The 13295-nt window shown below is 56.7% G+C and carries 11 protein-coding genes; 8 read left to right on the forward strand and 3 right to left on the reverse strand.

Going from position 1 to position 13295, the window contains the following annotated elements; all coding sequences use genetic code 11:
* Positions 1-18 precede the first annotated feature (18 nt).
* Positions 19-774 carry a TlyA family RNA methyltransferase gene (locus tag ACL7TT_RS14290; protein ID WP_413396345.1) on the reverse strand — a complete coding sequence of 252 codons (756 nt, stop codon included), beginning with the start codon at positions 772-774 and terminating at the stop codon, positions 19-21.
* 126 nt (positions 775-900) lie between these two features.
* Between ACL7TT_RS14290 and nhaA the strand changes: the two genes are divergently transcribed.
* The 5 genes from nhaA to ACL7TT_RS14315 all read left to right on the forward strand — a co-directional run bounded on the left by nhaA (position 901) and on the right by ACL7TT_RS14315 (position 5747).
* Complete coding sequence (gene nhaA / locus ACL7TT_RS14295) at positions 901-2373, forward strand: Na+/H+ antiporter NhaA (protein WP_413396347.1); 1473 nt, start codon at positions 901-903, stop codon at positions 2371-2373.
* Between the two features lie 99 nt (positions 2374-2472).
* Positions 2473-3840 carry a hypothetical protein gene (locus ACL7TT_RS14300; RefSeq protein WP_413396349.1) on the forward strand — a complete coding sequence of 456 codons (1368 nt, stop codon included), beginning with the start codon at positions 2473-2475 and terminating at the stop codon, positions 3838-3840.
* 8 nt (positions 3841-3848) lie between these two features.
* Positions 3849-4229 (forward strand): MmcQ/YjbR family DNA-binding protein, encoded by a 381-nt coding sequence (locus ACL7TT_RS14305; RefSeq protein WP_413396351.1) that lies wholly within the window; start codon positions 3849-3851, stop codon positions 4227-4229.
* A 227-nt stretch (positions 4230-4456) separates the two neighbouring features.
* Complete coding sequence (gene trxA / locus ACL7TT_RS14310) at positions 4457-5311, forward strand: thioredoxin (protein WP_413396353.1); 855 nt, start codon at positions 4457-4459, stop codon at positions 5309-5311.
* A 109-nt stretch (positions 5312-5420) separates the two neighbouring features.
* Entirely contained in the window at positions 5421-5747 is a 327-nt protein-coding gene (locus ACL7TT_RS14315) for a YqfO family protein (protein ID WP_413396355.1), read from the forward strand.
* A gap of 40 nt (positions 5748-5787) precedes the next feature.
* Here ACL7TT_RS14315 and ACL7TT_RS14320 read toward each other — a convergent pair whose 3' ends face one another.
* Positions 5788-6378: a hypothetical protein gene (locus ACL7TT_RS14320; protein ID WP_413396357.1), complete on the reverse strand. Its 591-nt coding sequence runs from the start codon at positions 6376-6378 to the stop codon at positions 5788-5790.
* A gap of 105 nt (positions 6379-6483) precedes the next feature.
* Positions 6484-7023 carry an NUDIX hydrolase gene (locus ACL7TT_RS14325; protein WP_413396359.1) on the reverse strand — a complete coding sequence of 180 codons (540 nt, stop codon included), beginning with the start codon at positions 7021-7023 and terminating at the stop codon, positions 6484-6486.
* Positions 7024-7098: 75 nt separating this feature from the next.
* Here ACL7TT_RS14325 and ACL7TT_RS14330 point away from each other — a divergent pair, with 75 nt between their 5' ends.
* From ACL7TT_RS14330 to ACL7TT_RS14340, 3 genes are all read left to right on the forward strand, one after another.
* Positions 7099-8403: an efflux RND transporter periplasmic adaptor subunit gene (locus tag ACL7TT_RS14330; RefSeq protein WP_413396361.1), complete on the forward strand. Its 1305-nt coding sequence runs from the start codon at positions 7099-7101 to the stop codon at positions 8401-8403.
* Positions 8404-8435: 32 nt separating this feature from the next.
* A complete protein-coding gene (locus ACL7TT_RS14335; RefSeq protein ID WP_413396363.1) occupies positions 8436-11594 on the forward strand; it encodes an efflux RND transporter permease subunit in 3159 nt (1052 codons plus the stop codon).
* A gap of 215 nt (positions 11595-11809) precedes the next feature.
* Positions 11810-12412 carry an NUDIX hydrolase gene (locus ACL7TT_RS14340; protein ID WP_413396365.1) on the forward strand — a complete coding sequence of 201 codons (603 nt, stop codon included), beginning with the start codon at positions 11810-11812 and terminating at the stop codon, positions 12410-12412.
* Positions 12413-13295: the final 883 nt, after the last annotated feature.

The following is a 13295-nucleotide window of genomic DNA, read 5'->3' on the forward strand; positions in this document are numbered from 1 at the left end:
GTACAGTTTTTTTGTCTGTCAAACAGGCACCGCCCAAAGTAAAAACTCCCGATTGCCATCGCCTCCTTTAATTGGGCTTTCAATATATTCCCTGACTTCGAGCCCCAGCGCCAGGATCAAACGGGTTATCCGTTCGCGCACCGGGCGGTAGAGTTTCGCATCGCGCACCAGGCCGCCTTTGCTGATGCCCGCAGGGCCCACTTCGAACTGTGGTTTGATCAGGCTCAACAATTGTCCGGTGGGTTTCAGCAGTGGGGGCAGCTGCGGCAGGATCAGCGATTGGGAGATAAAGGAAACATCCACCACGATGGCGTCGAAGCCGTTGTCCGCGTAAGGCGCCATCTGGGAGGCGGTCAGTTGACGGGCGTTAACGCCCTCGAATAAGTGCATGCGCGGATCGTCGAGTAGTTGCTGCGCCAGCTGGTCCCGTCCCACATCCACCCCCACCACCGAGGTGGCACCCCGTTGCAACAGGCAGTCACTGAAACCACCGGTGGAGCAGCCCACATCCAGTGCCTGCCAGCCCTTGGGGTCCAGCCCGGTGTGGTCGAGAATCGCGGCCAGTTTCAAGCCGGCGCGGGAAACATATCGGTCCTCTGGCAGGGGGCTAACTTCCAGCGCGCAGTGCGCACTGACGGATTGTCCCGCTTTGCGGGCGGGCGCTAAAGGGCCGCCCTCCGAAAACAGGACCCTGCCCGCATCTACAAGTTTTTTCGCGTGGGTACGGGAATTGGCGAGGTTGCGCTGTACAAGGAGCTGGTCCAGGCGGGTCATGGCTGATCGCGAAATCCTGTCAGGATGGTTAAGGATACAGAGGGCATGCTAACCTCTGGCTCCCATAGGTAGAAGAGCAGCCCTGGTTTTTGTGGGGCCGAACCTTGAAAATAAGGATGTCAGCCAATGGCAAAAAGCATTTTGGATAAGTTCAAGATTCGCAAGGGGAAAGTCTTTGAGGCACCGCTGGAAGGGGCCTTTGGGCGCCTGGTGACCCCCTTTGAGGAATTTATCCACCGCCAAAGCAGCAGTGGTATTTTACTGATGCTTTCCGCGCTGGCGGCACTGATTATCGCCAACTCCCCTCTGCAGGATGCCTACAAGCACCTGCTGCATATGCCGATCAGTCTCAGTGCCGGGGACTGGGCGTTTTCCCTATCCCTGCACCACTGGATCAACGATGGCCTGATGGCCATCTTTTTCTTCCTTGTGGGCCTGGAATTGAAGCGTGAATTTATGGTGGGCGAGCTGTCCGATCTGCGCCAGGCAGTTCTGCCGGTAATGGCGGCGATTGGCGGTATGCTGGTGCCAGCCCTGATTTACGTCGCCTTTAACGCCGGCGGCGAGGGAGAGCGTGGTTGGGGCATTCCCATGGCCACGGATATCGCCTTTGCTGTGGGCTGTATTGCGTTGCTGGGCAATCGGGTGCCCCGTGCGGTGGTGACCTTCCTGGTGGCCCTTGCGATTGTGGACGACCTGGGCGCAATTCTGGTGATTGCGATCTGGTATACCGAGCAGGTGAATGTTGCGGCGCTGATTGCAGCGGGCAGCCTCATAGTGATTATGTGGCTGCTGAAAGCGGCGGGCGTACGCCGCTCCCCGGCCTATGTGTTTGTGGGGATATTACTGTGGTATGAGTTTTACCTGGCCGGGGTGCATGCCACCATTGCCGGTGTGATTACCGCCATGGCGTTACCGGCCAAACCGAAATATGATCCGGTGGCCTTCAGTACCTTTGTGAAAGATATTATCCGCAGTTTCGACCGCTGCTTTCGCCCCGGTGACAAAATCATTGCCAACGACGCCTTGCGCGCGCGGGTGATGGCCCTTGGCAATGGGGTAAACCTGGCCCAATCGCCTCTGCAGCGCATGGAAACCCGCTTGCACACCCCAGTGGGTTTTCTGGTCATTCCCATTTTTGCCCTGGCCAATGCGGGCATTCCCTTCGACAGCTTTACCAGCTCCAGTGCAGTCGTCAACCCGGTGACATTGGGGGTTATTGCCGGATTGGTTTTGGGCAAACTGGTGGGCATTGTGGGGGCCACCTGGATCGGCTGGAAACTGGGCTGGGGCAGGTTGCCCAAGTCGGCGAACTTCCAGCATATTGTCGGAGTGGCGCTGCTCGGTGGTATCGGTTTCACCATGTCTATCTTTATTGCCGAGTTGGCCTTCAACAACCAGTACGATCTGCTGATCCAGGCCAAGGCGGGCATTCTACTGGCCTCGGTGATCGCCGGCATTGCCGGTTTCCTGGTGCTGCGCAATGCGCCGGTGTGCGAGGAATTTGAGTCGGGGGTGGGGGAAAGTCAGCACCAGGTGGGTGACGGTGCAGCGTCAAAAGCGGATAGCGTGAACGAGCGCACCGGCAGGCCGGGCTGAGTGAACTTGTCACCCTACAGCCCCCATTGCCACCGGGGGTCCCCTCAGAACAACTTTGAGGTCAAAATACGTATGAAACGAACCTGGGGAGCGACAATCATGCAGCGAGTGGTAAATGGGCTGCGCCTGTGGCCTTTACTGATAGCGGCACTGTTTCTGGGTGCCTGCGAAGGCACAGCCAGCGGGGAAACCGGAGTGAAAACTCAGCGGGGTGCAGTGGAGCCGGTGGCAGAAGGGAAAAACGAAGGCACAGACATGGATAGCATTGCCACGGAGTATGTACAGTTGGTATTGGCACTGGGCAACCACGACAAGCATTACGTGGATGCCTATTACGGTCCGGCGGCCTGGCGGGAACAGGCGGCCCTCGATGGGGCGAGCCCGGCACAGATTGCCGAGCGTGGCCGGGAGCTGTTGCAGCAGTTGCCGGTGCAAGCGGGGTTACAGGGGGCCCGTGACGACCTGCGCCGGCACTATTTGAAAACCCAATTGCGTGCCCTGGTGGCTCACGCGCGCAGCCTCGCCGGGCCGGGTGAGCGCAGTTTTGCCAATGAAGCGCGTCAGCTCTACGATACCGAGCCTCCCAAACGGGACCTCGCCAGCTTCGAGCCCCTACTGCTGGAGCTGGACACGCTGTTGCCTGGAGACCGGCCCCTGAGTGCACGCGTGCAGACGTTCCGGCAGGGATTTGAAATACCCGCAGACAAACTGCAGGCGGTGTTTGAGGCGGCGATCGAGGAGTGCCGGCGGCGCACCAAGGAGCATATCTCCCTGCCGGACAACGAAAACTTCGTGCTGGAATATGTCAGCGACAAACCCTGGAGTGGTTACAACTGGTACCAGGGCGGTGCCCAGAGCCTGATCCAGGTCAATCGGGGCCTGCCGATCACCATTGATCGGGCCATTGACCTGGGCTGCCACGAGGGCTATCCCGGTCACCACACCTACAATGCGCTGCTGGAGCAGTCGCTGGTGAAAACGCGCGGCTGGGTGGAGTACAGTGTCTACCCATTGTTCAGTCCGCAGTCGCTGGTTGCGGAAGGGAGCGCTAATTACGGTATCGACCTGGCTTTTCCCGGTGGGGAAAAGGCCCGCTTTGAGATGGAGGTGCTCTATCCCCTGGCGGGCCTGGACCCGGCCAGTGCCGGGAAATACGACCAGGTGATGGCGCTGGTGGAGAAACTCGGTTTTGCCGGCAATGAAATTGCGCGCCAATATATCGATGGCGAGATCGAAGGCGATCAAGTGGCGCCACTGTTTGAGAAGTACACCCTGATGAGCCCGGCCAAGGCGAAGCAGCGCAAAGACTTTGTCGACGCCTATGGCGCTTATGTGATCAACTACAACTGGGGCAAGAAGCTGGTGGCGGATTATGTCGAAAATGGCGCAAAGGATGGCGATGAGCGCTGGCAACGCTTTGCCAGGTTGCTGTCTTCGCCGCGTCTGCCATCCTCCCTGAACTGGTAGGAAATAGAATGCACAGAGCGGCATTGCGGGATTATCTGCTCTCCCGCCCTGAGGCCATGGAGGACTTTCCCTTTGGCCCGGCGGTGGCGGTGTTCAAAATCCGGGGGCGGATGTTTGCTACGCTCGGGGATTATCGCGGAGTGGATGCCACCAATTTAAAATGCGACCCGGATGAGGCCCAGGCCCTGCGGGATATCTTTTCTGGTGTGCTGCCGGGGTACCATATGAACAAGAAGCACTGGAATACCGTATTGTTGGATGGCAGTGTGCCCGACTTTGAAATCGAGCGGATGGCGGACCGATCCTATGGGCTGGTGGTGAAAGGTCTGCGCAAAGTGGATCGGCAATCCCTGCAGCTGGCTTACGGAGTAGAGAGACTGTACCGCTAGTAACGCTGTCGGCAGACAGGCAGCGGGGTCAATGGGATAAACGCGGGGCGCCACTCCCGCAAGCGGGCTGGCACGAGCTTTTGAAAACCAGACGGCCCCACATGCTTGCACTGGCAATATAAAGGCGACGATCAAAGAGATTCTGTAAAACCGGCTGAATCGCTGGGCTAATATTCACCAAATTCCCTGTAAAATTATGTGCGGACAAACTCAACTCAGGAGTGGTTGTGAACGAATTTATTATTGATGTAACGGCGGACAACGCCCAGCAGGTACTGATTGAAGAATCCATGCAGCGCCCGGTGGTGGTGGACTTCTGGGCCGACTGGTGTGAGCCCTGCAAGCAATTGATGCCGGTGCTGGAAAAGCTGGCAAATGAGTACGCCGGCCAGTTCCTGTTGGCCAAGGTGAATGCGGATACTGAGCAGATGCTCGCAGGGCAATTGGGCGTGCGCAGCCTACCCACCGTAATGTTGCTCAAAGACGGTCAGCCGGTAGATGGCTTCACCGGTGTGCAGCCGGAGTCACAGATTCGCGAAATGCTTGACAAGTACCTGCCCAAACCCTGGGACATCAAACTGCAGCAGGCACAGGCGTTGATCGCTGAGGGGAACAAAGGTGCGGCCCTGCCGCTATTGCGCCAGGCCTACAGTGAGTCCACCGAGCGCGTGGATATTGCCAAGCAATTGGCGGCGCTATTACTTGAGCAGAACCGCGCTCAGGAAGCGGACACGGTACTGGGGAAAATCCTGCTCGCTGATCAGGATGCCGAATACCAGCAACTGATGGCACAGCTGGAATTAAAGCAACAGGCGGCGGATACGCCGGAAATCCAGGCCCTGCAGAAAGCGCTGAAGGAAAACCCCCAAGACGGTGACGCCGCTTATCAACTGGCCGTGCAGTACAGCCAGGCCGACCGCCACCAGGAAGCACTGGAGCTGCTGCTGGATATTCTGCGCCGGGATATGCACTTTGCCGACGGTGCTGCCAAGCAGACCTTTCTGGATATCGTGAAAAGCCTGGGCGCCGGCGATCCGGTTGCCACCCAATACCAGCGCAAGCTGATGACCATGATGTTCTAAATGCGCTTATAAACAGCGTTTGACTGGGCTGTAGCGGGGGCTGAACGCCCCCTGCTTTTTGAGTGGTACACTGCTGTGCCGTGTGGTGTTTTCAATGTGATTCTCTCCAATGTATAAACTCTGTATCTATATTCCCGAAACACATTTGGCAGCGGTAAAACAAGTATTGTTTACAGCGGGTGCGGGACGTATTGGCGATTATGATCACTGCTGCTGGCAGGTGCTGGGCAGCGGCCAGTTCCGCCCGCAGCCAGGCAGTCAGCCGTTTCTGGGCGAATCCGGGCAGGTGGAAGAGGTGGCGGAGTACCGGGTGGAGATGGTGTGTGCCGAAACCTGCGTGGATGCGGCGCTGGCGGCCCTGTATGAAGCACATCCCTACGAGGAGCCGGCCTTTGACCTGTGGCGTCTGGACGAGCGGTGTGGCCCCAGCCGATAAAAACCGGACGCAAGCCCTCAGATCTTGGGAGTTCGCAAGGTCAGAGGTTGTCGAGCGCCTGTTGGTGTTGCTGGCGTTTTTTTTGCAGTGCCCGGATCTCTTTTAGCAGATCGGAAACACTGTCCCCAGGGGGGAAGTGCTCTTGCGGTCGTTGCGCCGCGCTGGGGGAGATTTCCGCGACGGGCACCGTATTGATGGGTTTTATTCTGTGTATGCGCACAGATCTGCCAAGCCCCTCCGGCACCGTATCGGAGAAGTGCCAGTTGCCTTCCCGGTCCCGCCAGGTAAACACTTCGGTGGTGGTTGTATTGGGTTCTTCACGCTGTAGAGAATTGCTGGATTCCGCCAGCGCTGGGGTGCGTAGCCCCTCCGGCACCGTATCGGAGAAGTGCCAGTTGCCTTCCCGGTCCCGCCAGGTAAACACTTCGGTGGTGGTTGTATTGGGTTCTTCACGCTGTAGAGAATTGCTGGATTCCGCCAGCGCTGGGGTGCGTATCGCGGCCTTGTGTAGTTGGGTCTGTAGTGCCTTTATGGTGTCTTGAGCCCGTTGTTTTGCGCTGGTGAATGTATCCGGGTGCAGCCATTGCGGCGGAGACAAAACAGGCTTGCCAATTGAAGTGGGCAGAAGCATGAATGATCCGCTTCCTATTAGCAGTAGCACGGCAAGGAGCGCGAAGTATTTCATGCAAACTTCCCTCGGTGTTTCAAATGGCAGTCCTATTGCAGATTGGGCGATTTACAGCTTGCGTGAGATCACGCCCCGGTGCAACTGGTAATGCCCTTGCTCACTGTCCTCGAAATAATGCTCGAGCGTTTTGTGCATGATGGGAAAGGCGATCTCCGCCCAGGGAATTTCCCCCTTGCGAAACAGCGCTACCTCCAGGGATTCCGGCCCCGGTCCGAAATTGGTGTCTGTCAATTCGCCGCGATACATCAGGTAGACCTGATTGATATGGGGAATATCGTAGATTGAGTAGAGGTCGTCCATACGAATGTTAGCGCGTGCTTCTTCCCAGGACTCCCGCAGCGCCCCCTCTTCACTGGTTTCGCCGTTCTCCATAAAACCGGCAGGCAGGGTCCAGCGTCCCCGGCGGGGTTCAATGGCGCGTCTGCACAGCATGACCCGGTCATCGAGATAAGGCAGTACGCCCACAATCACCCGGGGGTTAATGTAGTGTATGGCGCCGCAGTTGCCGCACAGGTGGCGCGGGCGGTCGTCGCCTTTGGGGATAGAAAGTGTGACGGCATCGCTGCCGCAGCGGCTACAAAATTTCATGACGTCAGTATACCTATGCGGGATTCCAACGCCAGCCCACCGACTTTTTGACGCCTATAGTTGTTAGAAACCCTAGTGTACAAAGGCGGTCCCCGGTCTGCCATGGCGCGTATTGTATTTTTTGGGCTTGTGTTATTTGTCTTGTGCGCCTGTGGTGACAAAGATAAGCAGCAAAAGCCACCCCCGCCGCCCCCCGTGGAGGTACTGGTAGTGCGTGAGCAGCCGGTCATCCCGCGCTTTGAATTTGTCGGCCGGGTGGAAGCGACCGACGAATATAAAGTGCGCCCAAGGGTACAGGGTTACATCCAGAGCCGGCACTTTCAGGAGGGGGATACCGTTGTACAGGGCCAGCTGCTGTTTGAGATAGATCCTCGCCCCTTTATCGCGGAACTGGACAACCAGAGCGCCAATCTGGAGCGATCCAAGGCCTCACTGCGGGTAGCCGAACGCAATTTCCGCCGCGGCCGCACCCTGGTCGCTACTGGTGCCATCAGCCAGGTACAGATGGATGAATTGATGGGCACGTATGAAGAGACAAAATCCCAGGTCGATGCAGATCGGGCCAAAGTGGAAAGTGCCCGGCTGGACCTTTCCTACACCAAGATCTACGCCCCTCTGACCGGGCGCATCGGGCGCACCGAATTTACCGAGGGTTCCCTGGTGGGTCCCGACTCGGACCCGCTGACCACCATTGTCAAGATGAACCCCATTTATGTGCTGTTCGAGGTGCCGGAAGACCAACTCTACGCCCTGCAGGTGGACACGCAAAGGCGCCGCCAGACGGGGCTGTCGCCGATAGGGCTGGACGTTCGTATTGAGTTGCCGGACGGTAACTTTTACCCCTACCGGGGCGAGATCGTATTTATCGACAACCAGATCGACCAGACCACCGGCTCTGTCGCCGTGCGCGCACTCTTCCCCAATCCGAGCCAATTGCTGGTGCAGGGGCAGTTCGCGCGGGTTTCCATCCGGGTCTTTACCGGCAGTGAGGCCCTAAAACCCCTGGTGCCGCAAGCGGCGGTGCTGGAGGACATGCAGGGCCGCTACGTATTTGTGTTGGGCGAGAAGAATATGGCACTCAAGCGCTACCTGGTCCTCGGGCAGCGGGAGGGGGAACTCTGGGCTGTAAACCAGGGGCTGGTTGCCGGCGAGTCGTTGATCGTCAACGGATTGCAGCGGGTGGTGGCGGACAAGCCGGTTACACCGCAAAACACCCCGCGCGATCCCTACGATGCCCGAGCGCAGCCCGCAGCACCCGCCCGCAATGGGGAATTGCCGGCGGACTCCGGTGCCGGCCAGGGGGTGATTGAACTATTGCCGGGTATTCACGTTGATAGCGAGTATCCCGAGCCTGAAGGAGCCGTCGATGATTACAAGTAGACCGATACGGCCGCGGGCCGCTTAGCTGTTTTATGATCAGCGCTTTTTGCATCCGGCGGCCCCGTTTCGCCTTTGTGATTTCGATTCTGATTTCCCTGGCGGGAATTCTTTCTTTGCCCTTATTGCCTGTAGCGCAGTTTCCAGAAATTACCCCCGCCACCATCAATGTGGCCACTACCTATGCGGGCGCCAGTGCCGAGGTGATGCGGGACAGTGTCGCTGTGCCTATCGAATCCCAGGTGAATGGGGTAGAGGGCATGGATTATATGTCTTCCACAAGTGGTAATGACGGCACCTACAGTCTAACCGTCACGTTCAAATCCGGCTACGACGATGATATCGCTCAGGTGAATGTGCAGAACCGGGTGGAGCAGGCCATGCCGCAACTGCCTGAGGATGTGAAGCGGGATGGTGTTGTCGTCTCCAAACAGAGTACCACGCTGCTGCTGGTGGTAAATCTCTTTTCCCCGGAGCAAAAATTTGATGAATTGTTTTTGGCCAACTATGCCGAGATTTATTTAAAGGATGAGCTGGCCCGCGTGCTGGGGGTGAGCAGCGTTGTGATTTTTGGCTCGCGCAACTACGCCATGCGCCTGTGGCTCAATCCGAATCGTATGGCCTCCCTGGATGTCACCGTGCAGGATGTCGTCGATGCGGTACAGGCGCAAAACATTCAGGTGGCCGCAGGGCAGCTCGGCTCGCCGCCGATTCGCACAGACCAGCAGTTTCAGTACAATATTCTCGTACAGGGGCGCCTGGTCGACCCCAGGCAATTTGAGGAAATTACTATTCGCGCCAAGCCCGATGGCGCCATGGTTAAAGTGAAAGATGTGGCCAGGGTGGAGCTGGGCAGTGAATCCTATGCCTCATACGGCCAGCTGGACAACCAGCCCTCTGCCGTGATCGGTGTGTACCAGTTGCCCGATGCCAATGCCCTGGATGTGGCCGAAGGGATCAAGGAGAAGGTGGCACAGCTTTCCCAGCGTTTCCCGAAGGGGCTGACCGCGGAGGTGCTCTACGATACCACGCTGTTTGTGGAGGCCTCGGTCAAGGAGGTTGTGGAGACACTCTTTATTGCCCTGGTCCTGGTTATTCTGGTGGTGTTTCTGTTTTTACAGGACTGGCGCTCCACTTTGATTCCGGCGATAGCAATACCCGTATCCCTGGTGGGCACTTTTGCCCTGATGCTCGCCTTTGGTATGACCATCAATACCATCACGCTTTTTGCCCTGATCCTCGCCATCGGCATCGTGGTGGATGATGCGATTATCGTGGTGGAAAATACCCAGCGCCTGATGGGAGAGGGGTTGTCCCCGAAAGAAGCTGCGCTGGAATCCATGCGTGAGGTGACCGGCCCGGTGATTGCCACTACCCTGGTGCTGTTTGCGGTATTTGTGCCGGTGATGTTGATGCCGGGAATTACCGGGAAAATGTACCAGCAGTTTGCCATCACCATTTCCATGGCAGTGGCGATCTCCTCCATTAACGCGCTCACTTTGAGCCCGGCACTTTGTGCCAGCATTCTGAGGGCGGGAGAAAAGGGCGAGGTGGCGGGGATCAGGGAAACCGGGCTATTTGGTTTTTTTAATAAGTTCCTGCACCGGGCTACCAATTTTTACGTGGGCCTGGTGAAGGTGTGTGTCGGGTTGCCGCTGGTGGGGATTGGTTCGATCTTTGGACTTTTTCTCCTCACTTACTGGTTGTTCAGCCATATTCCCACTGGCTTTATCCCCGATGAGGACCAGGGCACCTTTACACTGCACGTGCAGTTGCCGGACGGTTCCTCCCTGGAGAGAACGGGCCCAGTGGTCAACCAGATCACGGATATCCTACTGGAGGAACCAGCCATGGCCCATGTGGTGGCTGTGCCGGGATACAACCAGCTGACCAGCAGCGCCTCTTCCAATACCGCGATGATGTTTGCTGTACTCAAACCCTGGGAAGAGCGCACCAGCAGGGAAGAGCATCAGTTTGCCATTATGGAGCGCCTGCAAAAAAAGCTGACGGCCATTCCCAATGCGCAGATTATGCCCTTCGCCATTCCACCACTGCCCGGCATTGGTACGGTGGGCGGTTTTGAGTTTGTGCTGGAGGATCTCCAGGGGCGCAGTATTCTGGCGTTGTCCCAGGTGCTGTTCGACCTGCTCGGCAATGCCAACCAGAAAACGGAGATTGCCCAGGCATTTACCAGTTACCAGGCCAGCACTCCGCAGTTGGAATTAAAACTGGATAAAGAAAAAGCCCATGTGCTCGGCGTGCCCCTGCCGGAAGTCTATTTCACCTTGCAGACACTGCTCGGGGGCTATTACATCAATGACTTCAACCTCTACGGCAAAGTGTTCCGGGTGATTGCCCAGGCGGATGCGCAATTTCGCGACGAGGAGGAAAACCTGGCGGGCTTTTATGTGCGCGCCAACAGCGGTGGCCTGGTGCCGGTGACCTCCGTGGCCACCATCACACCCATTGTGGCGCCCCAGACCATCACGCGCTACAACCTGTACAACAGTATCACCATCAACGGCGCCCCGGCCCCCGGCTTTTCTAGTGGCCAGGCCATGGATGCCATGGAAGCGCTGGCGCAGAACTTACCGGAGGGCTATGGTTACGAGTGGACCGGGATCAGTTTGCAGGAAGTCACCTCCGGTAATCTGGTACCGATTCTCTTCAGCCTGGCCATCGTATTTGTGTACCTGTTTTTGGTGGCCCAATACGAGAGCTGGAGCATCCCTTTCGCCGTTCTGTTATGTGTACCTATTGCCATCAGCGGTGCCATGCTGATGGTCTGGCTCGCGGGTTCCATCAACAACCTCTACACCCAGATTGGTCTGGTACTGTTGATCGGCATGGCGGCGAAGAGTGCCATTTTGATTGTCGAGTTTGCCTGCGTGGAAAGGGATAAAGGCAAGTCCATTACTGAGGCCGCACTTTCCGCTACCCGCCTGCGTTTTCGCGCGGTGTTAATGACGGCTATATCGTTTATTCTCGGAGTGGCCCCTCTACTGGTGGCCACCGGGGCCGGTGCGGTCAGTCGCGTCTCCCTGGGCCTAGTGGTCTTTGGGGGCATGTTGGCCGCCAGTCTGTTTGCCACGTTGCTGGTACCGGTGTACTACGCAATGGTGCAGAGGGTGCGCGAAAAACTGAAGGGCGGTTACGTGCCTCAGAACCATCAAAAATCCGCAGTAGGTGAGTGATACCTTGGGGCTGGTTCCTGCGCTGAAAAGCTCGGGGAATGGGTGTCTTTGTGTCAATATTGATGACCGATTATTAAACAGGCCAGGAGCGTTGGTTTGACTACCTGGCCAATAGTCACAAAAGAATAGTTTGACATAGGACTCGGTCTTTCCCGCAAAAACCCGTATGATAAATCCCAGGGAATATGCACAGTGTGCGGGTGGAACGAATTGCTATGTTGGACAAGATTGAAGCATCCATTTCCCAGAAACTAACAACCCTTGAGGCAGGTGTCCCCAGGGGCAGTGCGCTGCACGGGCATGCAGCGGTGCTGATCGCACTGACTGATGAGCCGGACCCCTGTGTTATTCTCACCAAGCGCTCTGCCAACCTGTCCACCCACTCGGGGGAAGTCTCTCTGCCAGGTGGTCGCTGGGATGCCACCGACCCTTCATTGCAATATACCGCCCTGCGCGAAGCAGAGGAGGAAATCGCTCTGCCTATGCATGCCGTGCGTATGCTCGGCCCCCTGTGGCCGCGCACCACCCGCTGGAAAGTGTCTGTTACGCCCTGGGTGGCGGTTATCGCTCCGGATATCGAATTGACCCCAAATCCGGGCGAACTGGATGCCGTGTTCCGCGTGCCCCTGTCTTTTTTTCTTGCCGACCCGCGCATCCGCACCGACCATATCATCATGGATGACTGCACTATCCACCTGCCTGCTTACCAGTATGATGGCTATGAAATCTGGGGCTTTACTGCCGGTTTGCTCTCCGAGTTTATGGTAAAAATTCTGGGTGCGTCTGCGGAGCACGATAAATTTATTGAAACTTCATAAATTGCCGGTTATCTGCTAGAAGCCGGGCGTATTGCAATCCAGCGCTTCTGGAAAGCCACGACTTATTGGCTCAGTAGCTCAATGCATTCGCAATAGCTTTGCTGGAGTAAACTTGTGGATCTGCGCTCAAAGCGCGACAGGGATTATATTTAGTTTTTTTAGCCTCGCCGCGGGTTTCTTCCCGCAAGCCACAATGTACAGAAGCTACGCCTATCAGCACAGGCCCTCTGTGAATGACAGTGTAGGGAAGGGTAGAGGTGTCCGCATTATGGGAGTCTGGGAAAGAGGGTAGGTAGAGGATGATAGCGCGCATTACGTAAAACAGGTGCGCTGGCCTGTGGCCGGGGCATGCCCCCTATGCCCCACTGACCATTGTGTTTGCCAGAGAGCGCAGCTTCTTCACTATGAATTGGGGCATTTTAGAATCGTTGCGCGTCTAGGGAGCCCTCAAGCATTGGCCGGTTGGCTCTGTTCTGTATCCACTTTTACGCTTTAGGTGAAGTCTATGATGGCTGTATTGACCTCTGTCAAGCCCATCGTATACTGCAAACTAGGAAATGTCAGAGAACCGGGAATTGGGGAAGAGTTTGAACAGGTATGCCGGGGCAGTTTATTTCTCTATCAACCCATACTAATGTGGGGTTCACAACAAGTTGCCCGTCACTATAACAAGCGTGAACTGTAATCGGGAATTGAAAAATGAAGCAATTTATCGCGATACTTGCACTGTCCTTATCACGCGGATTCAACCTTGAAGTGCATACCATTTATGCGGCTTGTGCCGCCAAGTAATTATCCATTAAATCTTCTGGTGTTTCAAAGCCTAATGTTTTCCTTGGGCGGTTATTTAAATCGCATACCACTGCATCAACCTCCCCCTGAG

It is taken from the genome of Microbulbifer jejuensis (genome assembly GCF_047289955.1).
Lineage (GTDB): Bacteria > Pseudomonadota > Gammaproteobacteria > Pseudomonadales > Cellvibrionaceae > Microbulbifer.

What these genes read in the sequence shown, in the direction of transcription:
- ACL7TT_RS14320 (WP_413396357.1), bottom strand. Translation starts at nt 6,378, where the DNA reads ATGCTTCTGCCCACTTCAATTGGCAAGCCTGTTTTGTCTCCGCCGCAA.
- ACL7TT_RS14325 (WP_413396359.1), bottom strand. Translation starts at nt 7,023, where the DNA reads ATGAAATTTTGTAGCCGCTGCGGCAGCGATGCCGTCACACTTTCTATC.
- ACL7TT_RS14340 (WP_413396365.1), top strand. Translation starts at nt 11,810, where the DNA reads ATGTTGGACAAGATTGAAGCATCCATTTCCCAGAAACTAACAACCCTT.
- ACL7TT_RS14300 (WP_413396349.1), top strand. Translation starts at nt 2,473, where the DNA reads ATGCAGCGAGTGGTAAATGGGCTGCGCCTGTGGCCTTTACTGATAGCG.
- ACL7TT_RS14335 (WP_413396363.1), top strand. Translation starts at nt 8,436, where the DNA reads ATGATCAGCGCTTTTTGCATCCGGCGGCCCCGTTTCGCCTTTGTGATT.
- ACL7TT_RS14315 (WP_413396355.1), top strand. Translation starts at nt 5,421, where the DNA reads ATGTATAAACTCTGTATCTATATTCCCGAAACACATTTGGCAGCGGTA.
- nhaA (WP_413396347.1), top strand. Translation starts at nt 901, where the DNA reads ATGGCAAAAAGCATTTTGGATAAGTTCAAGATTCGCAAGGGGAAAGTC.
- ACL7TT_RS14305 (WP_413396351.1), top strand. Translation starts at nt 3,849, where the DNA reads ATGCACAGAGCGGCATTGCGGGATTATCTGCTCTCCCGCCCTGAGGCC.
- ACL7TT_RS14290 (WP_413396345.1), bottom strand. Translation starts at nt 774, where the DNA reads ATGACCCGCCTGGACCAGCTCCTTGTACAGCGCAACCTCGCCAATTCC.